The organism is Microbulbifer sp. SH-1 (assembly GCF_011326135.1).
Taxonomy (GTDB): Bacteria; Pseudomonadota; Gammaproteobacteria; order Pseudomonadales; family Cellvibrionaceae; genus Microbulbifer; species Microbulbifer harenosus.
The window spans coordinates 2,353,129-2,370,204 of the sequence record NZ_CP046948.1 but is presented as its reverse complement, the minus strand read 5'-3'; the positions used below and the strand labels follow the sequence as shown (position 1 = coordinate 2,370,204).

The 17,076-nt window shown below is 50.2% G+C and carries 12 protein-coding genes and 1 other RNA gene; 8 read left to right on the top strand and 5 right to left on the bottom strand.

Annotation, left to right across the window (positions count from 1 at the left end; genetic code table 11):
- Genes rmuC through GNX18_RS10040 form a run of 8 tightly spaced genes read left to right on the top strand, consistent with a single transcriptional unit; the run spans window position 1 to window position 11,461 of the window.
- The gene (gene rmuC / locus GNX18_RS10075) at window positions 1-1,926 is read left to right on the top strand and encodes a DNA recombination protein RmuC (RefSeq protein WP_166217603.1); all 1,926 of its coding nucleotides are present in this window, start codon (window positions 1-3) and stop codon (window positions 1,924-1,926) included.
- A 12-nt stretch (window positions 1,927-1,938) separates the two neighbouring features.
- Window positions 1,939-3,561 (top strand): class I SAM-dependent DNA methyltransferase, encoded by a 1,623-nt coding sequence (locus GNX18_RS10070; protein WP_166217600.1) that lies wholly within the window; start codon window positions 1,939-1,941, stop codon window positions 3,559-3,561.
- Complete coding sequence (locus GNX18_RS10065; RefSeq protein ID WP_166217598.1) at window positions 3,558-4,748, top strand: restriction endonuclease subunit S; 1,191 nt, start codon at window positions 3,558-3,560, stop codon at window positions 4,746-4,748. Before GNX18_RS10070 ends, GNX18_RS10065 begins: the two co-directional genes overlap by 4 nt.
- A 16-nt stretch (window positions 4,749-4,764) precedes the next feature.
- Entirely contained in the window at window positions 4,765-6,771 is a 2,007-nt protein-coding gene (locus tag GNX18_RS10060) for an ATP-dependent endonuclease (protein WP_166217595.1), read from the top strand.
- Entirely contained in the window at window positions 6,768-8,528 is a 1,761-nt protein-coding gene (locus GNX18_RS10055) for a UvrD-helicase domain-containing protein (RefSeq protein ID WP_166217592.1), read from the top strand. The genes GNX18_RS10060 and GNX18_RS10055 overlap by 4 nt, the downstream gene beginning before the upstream one ends.
- Window positions 8,529-8,573: 45 nt before the next feature.
- Entirely contained in the window at window positions 8,574-10,217 is a 1,644-nt protein-coding gene (locus GNX18_RS10050) for a DUF3696 domain-containing protein (RefSeq protein WP_166217588.1), read from the top strand.
- Window positions 10,217-11,128, top strand: coding sequence for a hypothetical protein (locus GNX18_RS10045; RefSeq protein ID WP_166217585.1), 912 nt, complete (start codon window positions 10,217-10,219; stop codon window positions 11,126-11,128). The genes GNX18_RS10050 and GNX18_RS10045 overlap by 1 nt, the downstream gene beginning before the upstream one ends.
- Entirely contained in the window at window positions 11,129-11,461 is a 333-nt protein-coding gene (locus tag GNX18_RS10040) for a hypothetical protein (protein ID WP_205827849.1), read from the top strand.
- 85 nt (window positions 11,462-11,546) lie between these two features.
- Here GNX18_RS10040 and ssrA read toward each other — a convergent pair.
- The 5 genes from ssrA to GNX18_RS10015 all read right to left on the bottom strand — a co-directional run bounded on the left by ssrA (window position 11,547) and on the right by GNX18_RS10015 (window position 16,920).
- Window positions 11,547-11,935: a transfer-messenger RNA gene (ssrA, locus tag GNX18_RS10035) on the bottom strand.
- A gap of 122 nt (window positions 11,936-12,057) precedes the next feature.
- A complete protein-coding gene (rlmD, locus tag GNX18_RS10030) occupies window positions 12,058-13,449 on the bottom strand; it encodes a 23S rRNA (uracil(1939)-C(5))-methyltransferase RlmD (RefSeq protein ID WP_166217582.1) in 1,392 nt (463 codons plus the stop codon).
- A gap of 48 nt (window positions 13,450-13,497) precedes the next feature.
- Window positions 13,498-14,844 carry a sodium-dependent transporter gene (locus GNX18_RS10025; protein ID WP_166217579.1) on the bottom strand — a complete coding sequence of 449 codons (1,347 nt, stop codon included), beginning with the start codon at window positions 14,842-14,844 and terminating at the stop codon, window positions 13,498-13,500.
- 131 nt (window positions 14,845-14,975) lie between these two features.
- The gene (smpB, locus tag GNX18_RS10020; protein ID WP_166217577.1) at window positions 14,976-15,455 is read right to left on the bottom strand and encodes an SsrA-binding protein SmpB; all 480 of its coding nucleotides are present in this window, start codon (window positions 15,453-15,455) and stop codon (window positions 14,976-14,978) included.
- 46 nt (window positions 15,456-15,501) lie between these two features.
- The gene (locus tag GNX18_RS10015) at window positions 15,502-16,920 is read right to left on the bottom strand and encodes a sodium-dependent transporter (RefSeq protein WP_166217574.1); all 1,419 of its coding nucleotides are present in this window, start codon (window positions 16,918-16,920) and stop codon (window positions 15,502-15,504) included.
- Between the last annotated feature and the right edge of the window lie 156 nt (window positions 16,921-17,076).

Sequence of the window (17,076 nt, the reverse complement as noted above, 5' to 3'; positions counted from 1 at the left end):
ATGCAATCACTGGAATGGACGACTGAACTTATTATTACCGCCACGGTAGCAGGCTTGGTGCTTGCTGTACTGGGATATTTACTGGCGATGGTATTGCTGGGCCGCAAGAACACTGAGCTAAGCGGGCAGCTGAAGCAGACCGAGCAAGCCCTGGAATTGGCCAATACGCAGAGCCAGAAGCAGCAAGAAGACATCAAGCAGCTCAGTACAGCCCTGCACGAGAAGGATCTGTCTGAAAGCAAGTTGCAGACAAGGCTGGATAGTGTTCAGTCTACAGCCCAAACCACCGAGCAACGCCTGAATGACACAGTAACAGAACTGAAGGGTCAGCTGGCATCTCAGCAAAGCGCGTTGGATGAGGTTAAAGGGCTGCATCACAGCACCGAAAAGCAATTGGAAACTGCCCAGGCTGATAACCGAGCGCTGAAAGAACAAACGCTGGATTTGCGAAGCCGTCTGGAAAAGGCAGAACAGAGCATTCAGCAAGAGCGCTCTCTGGTAAGCCAACTTAAAGAAGAATTGGCTCAGGAAGGCAAAAAGGCCAAAGAGCTTGAAGCGTCCAACTTCGAAGCGCGTGAGCAACTAAAAGAAGCCAAGCAGAACCTCATGGAGGTTCAGCAGCGCCATACCCAGGTTCAGGAGCGCTATCAGTCGCTCAGTAATGAGCAAACAGAACTGAAAACCACGCTGGAACGCAAAGAAGAGCACTTCAAAGAGCAGATGCAACAGCTCAGTGAGACCAAGCAATCGCTCACCAAAGAATTCGAGAATCTGGCGAACAAAATCTTCGAGGAAAAAGGCAAAACCTTTACCCATACCAGCCAGGCAAGCATCGACACCATGCTCAAGCCCTTCCGCGAGCAGATCGAAGGCTTCCAGAAGCGTATCAATGAAGTACACGATGCGTCGCTTCAGGGAAATACCAGCCTCAATGCCGAGATAAAAAAGGTGCTGGAAATTGGCCTTCAAATGAGCAAAGAGGCCAATAATTTGACCTCAGCCCTCAAGGGTGATTCCCAGCAGCGTGGTGCCTGGGGTGAAGCGCAACTGCGCCGCACCCTAGAGATGAGCGGCTTGATCGAAGAAGCGCACTACGAAGTGCAAAGCTCATTCAAAGATGCCGAAGGCAAGCAAAAGCAAACCGATTATCTGATCAAGCTGCCTGATGGTAAGCACATCATCATCGACAGCAAGGTAGCCCTGAATGCCTATGACCGGGCTGTAGGCGCGGAATCGCCAGAAGAATACCAGCTTGCCATGAGCGAGCACGTAAAAGCCGTGCGCAAGCACATTGATGATCTGGCATCAAAGGACTACACCAACCTGGTGGGTATGCGCAGCCCCAGCTTTGTGCTCATGTTTATGCCGATAGAGCCCGCCTATATCGAGGCGCTCAAGAACAACAAAGATCTGTTCGAATACGGCTACAAAAAAGGCATCGTGCTGGTCTCCCATACCACCCTGATACCTATTCTGCGCACCGTTTCCAACCTGTGGATGATTGAACGCAGTAACGCAGAAGCCCGCGAAATCAGCGAGAAAGCAGGCGATATTTACAACTCTGTGTGTACGGTTGCTGAGCGATTGAGCAAGTTAGGTGGCACCCTGAGCACTGTCAGCAATCACTACAACAACACAGTCAAAGCGTTGGCTGGCCAGCAAGGTTTGTACGGCAAGGTGGATCGATTCAGTCAGCTCTCCGCCAAAGTCAGCAAAAGCCTTCCCCATCTGGAGGCAACACATGTGGATTTCGAGACTGAGCGTTTGGCCTTAATTGTTGAGCCCATAGAAGAGCCATTAATAGAAGAGCCATTAATAGAAGAGCCATTAATAGAAGAGCCATTATCAGAGCCGGAACAAGAACATCTAAACCGTGATGCACAATCGGCACCCACAATCGAATCAGAAACAGCAGAAAACCATTAAGCGAGTAACTCAATGCTAACAGGCAAAATACGTAACGATATCGACAAGCTCTGGGAGAAGTTCTGGACCGGCGGTATCACCAACCCATTAACGGTGATCGAGCAGATCAGCTACTTGATGTTTGCCCGCATGCTCGACATGCAGGAAGATATGGCAGAGCGCAAAGCGAACGCTCTTCATAAGCAAGGAAAAGGGGGCAAAGACTTTGACCGCCTGTTTCCCAATAGCCCAGAAGGCCAATTGCTGCGCTGGAAGAATTTCAAAAACCTCAGCGGCAAAGAGCTGCATAAACACCTTAAGCAAAACGTCTTCCCTTACTTTGCCAAACTGGGTAAAAAGTCGGATGAGCAAGATGGGCTAGGCAGTGATGGCAGCGCCATCGAGGCGTTAGGCCATATCGGCGAATACATGCAAGATGCCGACCTCGAAATCAAAAACGAATCGGTACTGGTCAGCGCTGTAGAAATGGTGGACGAGCTGCCGCTCACCCAAAGCGACGTAAAGGGCGATATTTACGAATACCTGCTCAGCAAGCTCACCACCGCTGGCATTAACGGTCAGTTCCGTACCCCGCGCCATATCATTGATGCCATGATCGAACTGGTCGATCCTCAGCCTTCCGAGACCATCTGCGACCCAGCCTGTGGCACGGCCGGCTTTCTCGCCCGCACCATGGAGTACCTTAACCGTGTACATTCCAGCGAGGCGGGAATCTTTAAAGATGAAGACGGCAACAAACACTACACCGGTGACCTGTTAGAGCCTTACCGCGACCACATCAATAAAAACATGTTCTGGGGCTTTGACTTCGATACCACCATGCTCCGCGTCAGCAGCATGAACATGGCCCTGCACGGGGTGAATGGCGCCAACATTCTGTACCAGGACTCTCTGAGCAAATCCATTAAAGAGAACTTCCTCGAGCAGGAAGAAAACTTCTTTGATGTGATTCTGGCCAACCCGCCATTCAAAGGCAGCCTGGATGAAACCAATACCAACCCGGATGTCCTCGGTCTGGTCAAAACCAAAAAAACCGAACTGCTGTTTGTGGCGCATATTCTGCGCGCACTCAAGCTCGGTGGCCGTGCCGCTGTGATCGTGCCAGATGGCGTACTGTTTGGTTCCTCCAAGGCGCACCAACAACTGCGTGCAGAACTGATTGAGAACAATCAGTTGGAAGGTATCGTCAGTTTGCCCAGCGGGGTATTTAAACCTTATGCCGGTGTCAGTACCGCCATACTGCTGTTTACCAAGGGCGGCACTACCGAGCGCGTCTGGTTTTACGACCTGCAGGCAGATGGCTACTCACTGGATGACAAGCGTAATGAATTGAAGGGTGAAGGCAGTAACGACCTGCCTGATGCCATTGCTAAGTGGAAGCAATACCGCGCCCTAGTTGAAAGTAATGCTTCGATCAAAGAAATTGTTGAAGCCTTTGGTGATAAAACACAGAAAGCGTTTGTGGTCGACGCCAAGGACATCGCCGACAACAAGTTTGACCTTTCCATCAACCGCTATAAAGAAGTGGTGTATGAGGAAGAGCAGTACGATGACCCAAAGAAAATTCTGAAGAATCTGAAAACATTAGAAAAAGAGATCATGGCTGACTTAGATGAGTTGGAGGGGATGCTGTGAGAAAGGTTCCCCTGGCAGCTGTTGCAGACGTTATTCGCGGTGTTAGCTTTTCCAAAGAGGAGGGAGATACGATTCAGTCTGATGGAAAATTACCTGTTATCCGAGCTGGTAGTATCCAGGATTCATTGCTGCTGAATGAGGGCCAGATTTGGGTGCCAAGGGAGAAAATTAAGGCACACCAAAAGATTCGTCGTGATGATATTGTGATGTGTACATCATCCGGCAGTTCAGATTTGGTTGGGAAATGCGCAAAATCCGAAGTTGATTTCGAGGGTTCTTTTGGTGCGTTCTGTGCCGGAATAAGACCCATTGAAAGTAAAGTATCTGCATCTTACTTATATCATTTTCTCTCTTCACCCGGCTTTCGGAATTGGACCAGATCATCATCTGGTGCAAACATAAAAAATATTCGTATATCAGAGTTGGCTGAGTTTGAAATCCCTCTCCCACCCCTAACCGAACAAAAACGCATCGCCGCCATTCTCGACAAAGCCGACGCCATCCGCCGCAAACGCCAGCAAGCCATCCAGCTGGCCGACGAGTTTTTGCGTTCTGTGTTTTTGGATATGTTTGGTGATCCGGTGACTAATCCGAAGGGGTTCCCAATAGGGACCATTCGAGATCTCGTGGAATCAGCGAATTATGGCTCATCCGCAAAGGCATCCGAAGCGGGTGGTGATTATCCCATTTTACGTATGGGAAATATTACCTACGAGGGTGCCATAGATATGACGGACTTAAAGTACATCGATCTAACTGACAAGGAAAAGCCAAAGTATTTGGCTGTGAAGGGCGACTTACTTTTCAACAGAACTAACAGCAAAGAGCTGGTTGGGAAAACGGCTGTATACGATAGAGATGATCCGGTTGCGATTGCGGGCTACTTGATTCGAGTAAGAACCAATGAGAAGGCGAATAGCCATTATATTTCTGGTTATCTGAACTCTGCACATGGGAAAGCGACTTTGCAGAATATGTGCAAGAGTATTGTTGGTATGGCAAATATCAATGCTCAGGAAATGCAAGATATACCGATTATTATCCCTCCGGTGAGTCTGCAGAATCGTTACAGAGACATTGTCGTTTCTACCAAAGAAAAATTGGCAGCACATCAGGCGGCTTTAAACGCTAATAATGAGTTGTTTAATGCTTTGAGTCAGAAATCGTTTTCAGGAAAACTGAGTTAATTTGCAAGGAAGAATGATGAAGATTAAAAGCGCCCGAATAAAAAACTACCGATTGCTAAAGAACGTCAACCTGACATTGGATGATAGAACAACATTGATTGTCGGGCGCAACAACACGGGAAAGACCTCATTCGCGGAGGTTTTCCGAAGCTTCTTAAATTCAGGCGGGCCAAAAATTCGGTATGAAGACTTTAATCAGTTGTGCCTTAAAGGCTTTGAAGAAGCTCTGAAGTCTTTCAAAAATTCTGAGGAAGATAAAGAGGTTCGCTCTTTAATGCCAACGATAGAGTTAGAGCTTCGCCTTGACTACAAGGACAATGAAAACGACTTCGGTGTTTTGGGCGACTTTATTGTTGATTTAGACGATACCCTCTTTGAGACCTGTGTATTGGTTTCCTATCAGTTGAAGGATGGCAAGGTTAAAGATTTTTTTAATTCGCTGGATCTTTCCAATCGAAAGAAATATTACTCAGGCCTTAAAGAGTCGATAAGTCAGCATTATGAACCTGTCATATATGCGATCGATCCGACCAACCCTGACAACAAGGCTAGACTTGAATTCGCATCCTTTAAACGGCTAATCCTTTCAGGGCTGATCAATGCCCAGCGAGGCCTGGATGATGAAACGCACAGTGAGCGAGACGTACTCGGGAAATCTTTAGGGAATTTATTTAACAGCGCGAAAAGAGATGGGGCGCCAGAGGCCTTTAAATCCAAATCTGAAGAAGTCAACAAAGTGATTGAAGAGCTTCAGGAGAAAGTTGATACCGACTTTCAGGAAAAGGTGAAAGAACTTCTGCCAAAGCTGGAGATATTTGGATACCCAGGGCTACAAGATCCCAATTTAAGTGCTGCGACTGAGCTAAATGTAAAGTCATTGTTGGAGAGCAATACCAGAGTTTTTTACGAGGGAGATGACCATTTTACGCTGCCCGAAACCTATAATGGTCTAGGAGTTCGAAACCTCATATTCATCCTCTTCAGGATTTACGAGTACTTTAGAGAGTACCAGTCGCAAACAACACCCCCTAAAGGTCACTTGATTTTTATTGAAGAGCCTGAAGCGCATCTTCATCCTCAAATGCAAGAGGTATTTATTCGACAGCTGGAGGAGATAGTTAACGAGTTCCAAAAGCAGTTGAATGATGGAAAAGTATGGCCAGTACAGTTTGTTGTTAGTACCCACTCGTCACATATCGCTAATGAGGCTGACTTTAGCAAGGTACGTTATTTCCTGTCTAAAAACGGTAAGGAAACCAAGATTAAAGACTTAGCAGAAGCCTTTTGCAGTGAAGAGTCAAAGACGGATAAAGAGTTTTTACACAAGTATTTAACGCTCACAAAGTGCGACCTCTATTTTGCGGATAGAGCTATTTTAATCGAAGGCGCAACAGAGCGGATACTCTTACCAGAGATGATCAAGAAGGTTGATGCCGCAGAGCAGTGCAATTTACGCCGAAGATATTTATCTGTAGTTGAAGTGGGTGGAGCCTATGCTCACCATTTCTATAAGTTCCTTGATTTTCTCGAGCTCAAAACTCTTGTCATTACTGATATTGACGGAACCAGACCGGTAAAGAGTGGAAAGCGGACGTCTTATGTGGCATGCCCTTCATCGCAAGCAGTTAGATCTTCTAATGCCGGAATTAATAGATGGTTTGATCAAAGCAGAGATATTCTGTTCAAGAAGTTAAAGGATAAGACAGACGCTGAAAAATTGTCCGGAAGCCGTCGAATTGCGTATCAAGTTCCTGAGGACGGGCATACTTGTTGTGGTAGAAGCTTTGAAGACGCTTTTGTATTTGCTAATCAAGCCAAATTTAATCTGTCTGGGGGTTCAGCTATAGAGCTGGAAGAAAATGCCATCGATTTAGCAGAAAAGGAAGCTAAAGATGGGAAGGCTAACTTCGCAATCAAATATTCAATTGACCAGACACAATGGGTGGTTCCTAAGTATATCCGTGATGGGTTGATGTGGCTCGATAGCGACTTTGTCGTTAAGAGGAATGAGGCTAAGTCATGATGCTGCTTAATCCTGCAGAGCAGGCTTCAATCGAAGCCCTTGAAAAAATCAGAAATTGTATCAATAACAATTTCTGCTTTCGCCTAGAAGCCGGAGCGGGTGCTGGAAAGACCTATTCATTAATTGAATCTATTAAGTATCTCATATCACGCCAAGCCAACGAATTGTTAAGTAAGCAGCAGCAAATTGCTTGTATTACATACACGAACGTAGCAAAGGATGAAATCAAGGATAGAACGGACCATCACCCAGTTATATTTTCAGATACCATTCACGCGTTCTGTTGGAGTATTTTGCAACACTATCAAGTTAAATTGCGGGAGCATATCCCTGGGTTGGGTGAAAAATGGGTGCAGAGAATAGCTGATTCTTCTGGTATTAGTAATCAACTCGTTAAATACGAGCTGGGTTTTCCTTCGATTAACGAAAGAGAAATCACCTTACATCATGATGATGTGGTTTCATTGATGGCCCGCATGCTGTGTTATCCGAAATTTCAAAAGCTGCTAAGAAGTAAATTTCCGATAGTGTTTATCGACGAATATCAAGACACCGATCGTAAGTTGGCGGAAAGCATCGTTGAAAATCTTATAGATAATGACTCTGGTGTTATGGTTGGGCTTTTTGGAGACCATTGGCAAAAGATATACGGCACCTCTGCTTGCGGCTTGATTTCCAGCGCCAAAGGAAAAATTGTAGAAATAGGTAAAAAGGCGAATTTTCGATCGGATAAGAATATAGTGCAATGTTTGAACAGAATGCGCCCCGATCTCCCGCAGGCTGAATCGAATCCAAACTCTGAAGGTGTCATAAAGGTTTTTCATTCCAATGATTGGAATGGTGTTAGAAGAGATGGCAAAGGAGGTGGGCATTGGAAGGATGACCTTCCGGAATCTGATGCAAAGGATTATATCTTAAAGACGAAGTCACAGATGATTGCCGATGGTTGGGATATGTCTACCGATAAGACAAAAATCCTATTTTTAACCAATAATCTTATCGCTAGCGAGCAGAATTTTAAAAATCTAGCTGACTGCTTTTCCCACACAGACGATTATTTAAAAAAGAATGACAAGTATATAAAGTTCTTTCTTGAAGTTGTTGAGCCAACCTTATCTGCATATGAGCATAAGCAGTACGGCGATTTGCTGCAGATTAAGACGCAGAATCATCCTCAATTAAAGCGCCAATCAGATAAAACTAATTGGCTGAAAAATCTTCAGAAGGCTTTCGAAATAAAGGCTACTGGAACAATCGGCGATATGCTGGATCTCCTTATGGAGACCAATACACCTCGAATCCCATTTAAAATTGAAGACTCAGAAACAAGATTCAAAAATCTTGTATTAACGGAGTCCGGGGAGTTGAATGATGATGAATCGACTTTTTTTCGCAAGCTTAGCAAGTTTCGTTCTATAGCCTACCAGGAGCTTTCAAGTTTGGGCGCTTATATTGACGACAAGACCCCATTTTCAACAAAGCACGGTGTAAAAGGCGCACAGTTTGACAATGTGCTTGTTATTTGTGGTCGGGGCTGGAATCAGTATAACTGGAATCAAATGCTGGAGTGGATGGATGGACCATGCCCTGTAGACAAGCAAGATACCTTTGAGCGAAACCGAAACCTATTTTACGTAAGCTGTTCGCGCGCAAAACACAACCTTACCTTGTTGTTTACGCAGGAACTCTCCCAAAAGTCAATATCGGTACTTGAGAGGATTTTTGGTAAGGAGAATATATTAGGAAGTCCGTTATAAGGTTTGACTAAATGGGTCACCGCTGACCACAGATACGAGTAAACGATGAAAATTAAGAGAATATCACTAACGAACTTTCGGTCCTTTAAGGACACGCAGTCAATCGAGATCGCGCCGGTAACCCTTTTGTTTGGCCCTAACAGTGTAGGCAAGAGTTCTGTCCTGATGGCACTGGCTTATGTACAACAGATTTTGAAGAAAGGGCATTGCAATCCTCAAAAGTTAGATGCCTTGGGTGATAAGACCATAGGTGGATTCCGCGCACTGGTTCACGGGCAGGATCTCAAGAAAACCATTCGAGTTCGTCTGGATTATGAAGCGGGCAAAACGCCCTTTGTTTACTATGGCGCGAATGTCGATGAAATGGCAAACCATATTCAAAACGTTTCCTACGTTTTGATGAATGACTTTGGCGGTAGTATAGAGTCTGGAGCGATAGAGTTTGAGATAGCCTGGTCAGAACGTTTCAAACAGGCTTATGTAAAGAATTACCGCGTTTGGGCAAACGATGTGTATGTGGGATGTTTAAACTCATCGGAGGATCAGAAAAATACGCTGATTCGGGAACTCAATACGCAACATCCATTGCTTGTTCCTCACAACAACGACGATTGGCTGGAGAGTCAGTATGGCGAAGCTGATGAAAGGGAGCCTTTAGAAGCTGATGAGTACCATACAGAGTTTGAGCAAGTACTGAATCAATTGAACCCTAATCCTGCTTCTACAGCTGCGGTATCCGATAGAGGGTTATCGGGAGCAAACTTCGTCAATCGTATTGCACCTATTGCTTTAGCCTGTCGGAGTGGTGCTGTACCTTTGCTGGGCGTTCCTGTTGTTACCAACCTGGTGGGTCAGGACTTTGATGAGCTGGATGAGCACTTTAATTTTCTGGTAGTACGGGAAGTTCTAAGCCAGGCTTTCGTATTGCCCCTCGATAAGCTTCTGGAATATCTGGATAAAAGTGTTCAGATCGGCCCGCTTCGCGTGGTACCTGATAATGATTACGTTCCAAATCCTCATCCTGAGCAAAAGGAATGGGTAGACGGTTCCGCTGCCTGGGATCTACTGCATAAAGACCCGAATAGTGACGAATCCATTAGAAAGTTGATCAGAAACACAAGCGAGTGGTTTGCGTCAAGCGATAAGCTTGATGCAGGCTATGAGATCATCAATAAATCAATGGCGGAGAGTTTGCACGCAGGCAGTGACCAGGGGGATCTTGGCCTGTTCAGCAAGCGACATGTTTTCTTTAAAGAATTGCGTAGCAATATCCTGCTGTCAGCAAACCAGTTGGGAACGGGGATATCGCAGGTATTGCCCATAGTGGTCGCTGCAAATCATGACGATATTGCACTTATAAGTGTTGAGCAACCAGAGTTGCACATTCATCCGCGTTTTCAAGTGGAGCTAGCTGATGTCTTTCTTAGGGCTAAGCAAAAGCATTCCTTCCTGATTGAAACGCACAGTGAACACATCATTCTTCGCCTTTTGAAGCGTATACGGCAGACTACAGATAAGGAGCTGCTAGAGAATTATCAGCCAATCGAGGAAGACGACGTCTCCATCGTTTATCTGGAGCCTACCGAAAATGGTGTTGTGACCAAACGCATCCGCGTGGATGAGGATGGTGAATTTGTTGATCGCTGGCCTCAGGGATTCTTTGTGGAGCGTCGTGAGGAGCTGATTTAATGATTCATGAGTACGCCATAGAGCCAAATGTGCTCTGTGCTTGGTCTGAAAGCAAAAGAGATTATGCTGAGTTTTTAAGGGAATACGGCTTAGGTACGCCAAGGATTTTTTCTAGTTTTCCAAAGTTGAAACCTCACAAGCTTCGTAGTTACTTTCTCCAAAGCGCTCCAGCAGATGAGAGCTCTCAAAAAGGGCGGCGATATATTGAGATGGTAAACAAGCTTGTAGAGACCATTGTTCTTAGAGAGGTAGAGCCTGTTGTTAGTGGCGATTGGGGAAGCCATGTAAGATCAGAGAATCAACGGGCTCCATTCAATGTGATTATTTCCTCAGAATTTTTGGAAATGGATGAATGCATCACTTCTGAAACAATGTACGATCTCGAAAGTAGATGGCTCCATTCTGACCAGATAAATATTCAGCGTACTGATGAGGGGATATCGAGAGCGGTCTCGAGCTTTTTAAGACTTTCAACAAAGCAAGTTGTGATCATTGATACTTTTGGATGGACGCCTGAGGCTATCGTACAGATGCAAAGCCTTATTAGTCGACTTATACAGAATCGCGTTCATTCTCAGTTGCCTGAGGTCAAATTGTTTTATAAGCAACACCAGAAAAGCCCGAATGCACATCATGTAAAGGGAAAAATAACTGATGGGGTCAACCTTGGTGCTGCAGCGTTGAAGCTGGATGTGTTCGAGTTAGAAGAAATCCCCGGTAATGATGTTTTTCACAATCGCTGTGTCTTGACTGAGCATGGCGGGGTAATTACCGGCCATGGTATAGGTGTGTCGGGAGAAGAAGAGCATACCGACGAAGCGACTCTTATGAGGCCTGATATTTACCAGAAAAAATGGCGGCAGTTTATTGATGAAAATTGCTTTCAGATAGTTTCAGAGGCCGGGGGATAGTTGGAGTTATTTTATGGCAGTTCAGCATCGTATCTGGAAGATTGGCGAGAAACCTCAGCTCTTGATACTAAGTTGGATAGTGAGGCGCTGCTGGAAGAGCAAATTACCGGCAACATGTCTATTGCTTGCTGCATTTGGATGTTGATTGGCCGCCAAGTCTATATTTATTTTGGCAAGTGCATTGATTTGCTAGCGACAGATGACGTCAGTATTATTCTCATTTTTGAGTTGAAGTGTATTGGCACAAATGTTTGGGCGGGAGTGATTCGTCGCTTGCGCTCCTCACCCCTGCGGGGCAGCCGTGCGGCTGTCTTAACGCGCTGCGCGCGTTGATCGAACCCTCGCTTTGCGTTCCACTCACGACAGCTTCGCCAAATTAAAAAGGCCCGTTACCTTGCGGTAACGGGCCTTTTTAATTTGGTGGAGATGGCGGGAGTCGAACCCGCGTCCGTCAGCACTCTGCCAGAGGCTCTACATGCTTAGTTCCGCCTATTGATTTAGCTCTCTACAGCCCAGCGGGCAGGACGTGGAGAGCGAGCCTGAAAAAGTTTTAGGCCATCCGCGTCAGGCACGCTTCAGGACGATCCAGTTCTGTATGACAGCCTGCAGCGCGGTACTGGAACCTTACTGAAGGCCGCTAAGGGGCGAACCCTTAGTAGTGCGTCACGGGCCGCTTACGCAGCCAGTTGGGCACCGTAGTTGTCGTCGTTGGCAACTAATAAAATGCAGCTTTGGATTTACGTGATTCGCTACCATCACGGCATGCACCCATGGTTTCGTTACCGGCGTCGAATCCAAGTCATCCCCGGAAACTGTGTCAGTGCGGCTGTATTGAAACAGCCCCGTACGAAACGCATTTGCGTGGCGGCGAGTATACCTGAAGGTCACGGTCCACCATAGGGTGGGGATGAAATTTAGTGACCGTTCGGTTACTGCCGTTCAAACAGGGCGATGGATTCCACATGGGTGGTGTGGGGGAACATGTCCATTGCGCCTGCCTTACTAAGATGATAGCCGCGCTGGATTAGTTCCGCAGCGTCCCGCGCCAGGGTGGCGGGGTTGCAGGAGACGTAGACGATGCGGCTGGCGTTGAAGTGGCCGATATTGCGCGCCACTTCCAGCGCGCCGGTGCGCGGCGGGTCCAGCAGGATTTTGTCGAATCCGCCGCGCGCCCAGGGGCTGCGGGTGAAGTCGGCGGTGAGGTCGGCGGCCTGGAACTGGATGTTGGCGAGACCGTTGGCGGTGGCATTTTCCTGCCCGCGGCGGGTCAGCTCTAGGATGCCCTCTACACCCACCACTTCGCGCGCGCGGGTGGCGATGGGCAGGGTGAAGTTGCCGAGGCCGCAGAAGAGGTCCAGCACGCGGTCTTCCGGCTGGATGTCCAGCAGGTCGATGGCGGCGTGCACCATTTTGCGGTTGATGCCGAAATTCACCTGGATGAAGTCCTGGGGGTGGAACTGCAGGGTCAGGCCGAATTCTGGCAGCGCGTAGGCGAGACGCTCGGGGCCCGCTTCGGGCCATGCCTTGTGGGCCTCTTCGCCGGGCTGGAAGTACAGGTGCAGATTGTGCGCTTGCGCAAAGGTGAGCCACTGGCTGCGGTCTTCATTGGTCAATGGCTGCAGGTGGCGCACTACCAGCGCGGTGGCGTCCTCGCCGATGGCGACTTCGATGTGGGAGATGTGGCGGCGGGTGTTGCAGCGCTCCACCAGCTGTTTCAGTTCGGGGATCAGCGCGGAAAATGCCTCCGGCAATACCAGGCACTGGCTGATATCGGTCAGGTTGTTGGAGCCTTTCTCGCGGAATCCGAAGACCAGCTCGGGCTTGCCGCCGGATTTGGGTTTTACGTAGCGCACGCCGAGGCGGGCCTTGCTGCGGTAGCCGAGGTCGGGTCCGGTGAGCGGTGGCAGGACTTCCTCTGGCGCGGCCTTGCCGAAGCGCTGCAGCTGGTCGAGCAGGATCTGCTGTTTGGCCTCGATCTGCGCTTGCGGTGCCATGTGTTGCAGGGAGCAGCCGCCGCATTCTGCCGCGTGCGGGCAGGGCGGGGTTTGCCGGATCGCTGCTGGTTCCAGAATTTCAATGGCCACCGCTTCGTCGAATTTGGCGCGGCTCGCGGTTATGCGGGCTTTGACCTTTTCCCCGGGCAGTGCGTTGTCCACAAACAGGGTTTTGCCGCGGTAGCGGGCGATGCCGCGCACCTCGTGGCTCAGCTGTTCGATGTCGATTTCCAGTGTTTCCCGGGGATTGGGGCGCGGGTGATCGGTGTTGCGACTACTGCCGGGACGACTTTTTTTCGGTGGCGGTGATGATTTCTTGAAACGCATGGGGGAGCACAAAAGCGCGGGGCCGCGGTCTGCGGCCCCGATCGGTGATTACAGTATGGACTGGACAAACGCTGCCAGAATCAGCACCGGGCAGGCGATGCGCACGTACCAGGGCCAGAGTTTCCAGAACAGGGTTTGCTCGATGTCCTCGTGACCTTTTTTCAGTTCTTCCAGCAGCTGGTCTTTGCGCCAGATCCAGCCGGCAAACACACACAGGACGACGCCCAGCAGCGGCTGTCCGTACTCGGTGCTGACGGACACGACCAGGCCGAACAGTGTCTCGAAATTGAAGATAATCAGGCTGCTGATGCCAAAAATGATGGCGCCCATCAGCAAGGTGGCCGGCTTGCGCTTGAGCCCCAGGCTTTCAATGCAGAAGGCCACCGGCACTTCCAGCATGGAAATGGATGAGGTGAGGGAGGCAATCACCATCAGCGCGAAGAAGGCGATGGCCACGAACAGGCCGCTGGTGCCCATGGTGTCGAACAGCGCGGGCAGAACCTGCAGGATCAGTCCCGGGCCTGCAATCAGCTCGCCGGTCTCGGCGAAGATCTGGGTGCCGGCTTCCTGCGCCACGTACATGGCGGGCAGGATCAACAGGCCGGCGGTAAATGCGATGCCCACGTCGATCAGGGTCACTAGCGCTCCCAGGCGCGGCAGACTCTCTTGCCGGCTGAGGTAGGAGCCATAGATCAACATGGTGCCCACACCCAATGACAGGGAGAAGAACGCCTGGCCCATGGCGGACAGCAGCAGCTGTGGGGAAAGCTTGCCGAAATCGGGGATGAGGTAGGCTTCAAGTCCCATCAGCGCGCCGGGCTGGGCAAGGACGTAGGCGATCAGAATCAGCAGCAGAATGATGAGTGCCGGCATCAGCAGTGTGGACCAGCGCTCGATACCTTTTTCCACACCACTGGCAATGATCAGCATGGTGAGGCCGCTGAAGATGGCGGTGAAGGTGAAGTTGCGCGCGGCGCTGTCGCCGGTGAGCCACTGCGCGGTCTCGCTGGCGCCAGCCAATTGCGCGAACGGATCAGCGAGATGCGCCACCATCCATCCGGCCACAATGGCGTAAAAGCTGAGGATCAGTGAGGCGACAACAATACCCCCGAGACCAGCGGCGGTGCCCACGGCGCGGGTCGCGGGGCCGGTGGCGATGCCGCGCAGGGCCTGCACCATGTTGCGTCGCGCATGCCGGCCGATGGTGAGTTCCGCCATCAGTACCGGGTAGGCGAGCATGAAGGCCATTAACAGGTATACCACCACGAACGCGGCGCCGCCGTTGGAGGCGACGTTGGTGGGGAAACCCCAGATGTTGCCGAGGCCGACGGCGGAGCCGGCGGCGGCCATCAGGAAGCCGAAGTTGGAGCTGAACTGTCCTCGTGGTGCACTCATGGTGAATCTCGTTGTTATTTTTCTAAGCCGGTGGTGAGGGTTTGCCTGTAGGAGCCTGCTTGCAGGCGAACCTGGTGTTGTTCGCCTGCAAGCAGGCTCCTACAACGAGGTAATCAAAACATTGCGCGGGATCAGCGATGATCGTGGCGCATCAGGCGCTGCTTCTCGCGGTTCCAGTCGCGCTCTTTCTCGGTATCGCGCTTGTCGTGCAGGGCCTTGCCCTTGGCCAGCGCGATCTCGCATTTGATCAGATGCTTTTTCCAGTAGAGTGCCGTGCACACGCAGGTGTAACCCTTCTGCTCCACGGACGCCATCAGCTTGGCGATTTCCTTGCGGTTCAACAGTAGCCGGCGGGTGCGGTCCGGCTCGGTCACATAGTGGGTGGAGGCGCTGATCAGCGGCTGGATGCGGGCGCCCAGGAGCCACGCCTGGCCATCTTTGAACAGGACGTAACTGTCGGTGAGCTGGGCCTTGCCTTCGCGGCAGGCTTTGACTTCCCAACCCTGCAACTCCAGGCCCGCCTCAAACTTTTCCTCGATGAAATAGTCGTGCTTGGCCTTCTTGTTCAGTGCGATGGAGTTGGAAGTCGGGGCTTTCTTCTTTTTTGCCATGGATACAACTTGCGCCTTGTCGGGCTTTGTCTTTAAACAACCGGCTTTAAATAAAGCTGGTGCCGAAGAACTTCAGGGCAACGGTGTTGATGAAGATCAGCAGCAGAATTACAGGAATGAAGGTACCGAGCGCAAAGTTCACGTACTTCTGCGATAGGGTGCCGGCAAAGCCGCTGTCACCCACGGTCAGTTCCTGGTCGAAATTGGCCCGCTTCCACTTGTAGATTACGAAGATACATACCAGCAGGCCGTTGAGGGGCAGAATGGTATCGTAAAACAGGATTTCTACCAGATCGAAGAAGGATTTATCGCTCCCGGCGATCTGCACGAAGTGGGTCAACCAGTCCGCCATACCGAACGACATGGCGCAAAGTACGGCAAGGATGAACTGCACAACCGCCAGAGTGGTAATGGCCTTTTTGCGGCTCATGCCGCGCTCATCGCGCAAGGTGGCAATGGGGACCTCGATGATGGAAACCAGAGAGGTCAGGGCGGCGACGAACACCAGGAAGAAAAACGCCGCAGCGACGGCGCTGGCGCCAAAGTAACCGATGGTGCTCTGCAACGACAGGAAAATCTTCGGCAGGAACAGGAAAATCATGCCGGCGGAGGAGTCGCTCAGGGTCGCCGGGTCGATCTGCGGGTTGAAGTGGAAAATGCTCGGCAGAATCAGCAGGCCGGCGGTAAAGGCCACCAGTGTATCGGTGAGGGCGACGGCCTTGGCGGAGCCGGGAATGGAGTCCCGCTTCTTCATATAGGAACCGTAGGTGATCATGATGCCCATCCCCAGCGACAGGGAGAAAAACGCCTGGGCCATGGCTTTGCTGACCACTTCCGCATTGATCTTGGCGAAGTCGGGAATCAGATAGTACTTCACGCCCACAAAGGCATTTTCCTGGGTGAGCACGAACAGCACGAGCGCTACCAGCATGACGAACAAAATTGGCATCAGGGTCTTGGCGGCGCGCTCGATACCATCCTTTACGCCCAGGGACAGCACCCCATTGATAATCGCCATCAATACGATCAGGTAGATGAACACCGCTTTGGAGTTGATGAACTCACCGAAATAGGCCTCGGTGGCAAGCCTGGTAAGGTTGCCCTTGAAAATCTCCACCATATAGCCGAGCACCCATACGGTGACCACCATATAGAAAACCGCAATCATGAACGGGGTAATCAGGGCCAGCCATCCCGGGATGCGCCACAGTCTTGCGCTGCCCGAAAGCTGCCGATAGGCGCCCACCGGGTCTTTTTCTGTTTTGCGACCCAGCGCCAGTTCCGCCATCATCACCGGCAGACAGATCAGAAATACAAACAGCGCGTACACCAGCAGGAAGGCGCCACCGCCGCTTTTAGTTGCCGCTACCGGGAACGCCACCAGATTACCGATCCCGACCGCGGAGCCTGCGGCGGCCAGGATGAAACCAATACGGGATCCAAAATGCTCTCGTGCTGCGGACATAGATTTCTCGCTTGCCTGTTATTCTTGTCGTCTGTTTGATTGCCGCCGGTTACCGGTCTTATGGCGCGCACTCTTCCGCAGCGAAAGCCCAAGCACGCATTTGCTTCGAGATTTCAGCTGCGCGGATGGGAGCCGATTGTTGCAGGATTTATCCGC

What these genes read in the sequence shown, in the direction of transcription:
- rmuC (WP_166217603.1), top strand. Translation starts at nt 1, where the DNA reads ATGCAATCACTGGAATGGACGACTGAACTTATTATTACCGCCACGGTA.
- GNX18_RS10070 (WP_166217600.1), top strand. Translation starts at nt 1,939, where the DNA reads ATGCTAACAGGCAAAATACGTAACGATATCGACAAGCTCTGGGAGAAG.
- GNX18_RS10060 (WP_166217595.1), top strand. Translation starts at nt 4,765, where the DNA reads ATGAAGATTAAAAGCGCCCGAATAAAAAACTACCGATTGCTAAAGAAC.
- GNX18_RS10055 (WP_166217592.1), top strand. Translation starts at nt 6,768, where the DNA reads ATGATGCTGCTTAATCCTGCAGAGCAGGCTTCAATCGAAGCCCTTGAA.
- GNX18_RS10050 (WP_166217588.1), top strand. Translation starts at nt 8,574, where the DNA reads ATGAAAATTAAGAGAATATCACTAACGAACTTTCGGTCCTTTAAGGAC.
- GNX18_RS10045 (WP_166217585.1), top strand. Translation starts at nt 10,217, where the DNA reads ATGATTCATGAGTACGCCATAGAGCCAAATGTGCTCTGTGCTTGGTCT.
- rlmD (WP_166217582.1), bottom strand. Translation starts at nt 13,449, where the DNA reads ATGCGTTTCAAGAAATCATCACCGCCACCGAAAAAAAGTCGTCCCGGC.
- GNX18_RS10025 (WP_166217579.1), bottom strand. Translation starts at nt 14,844, where the DNA reads ATGAGTGCACCACGAGGACAGTTCAGCTCCAACTTCGGCTTCCTGATG.
- smpB (WP_166217577.1), bottom strand. Translation starts at nt 15,455, where the DNA reads ATGGCAAAAAAGAAGAAAGCCCCGACTTCCAACTCCATCGCACTGAAC.
- GNX18_RS10015 (WP_166217574.1), bottom strand. Translation starts at nt 16,920, where the DNA reads ATGTCCGCAGCACGAGAGCATTTTGGATCCCGTATTGGTTTCATCCTG.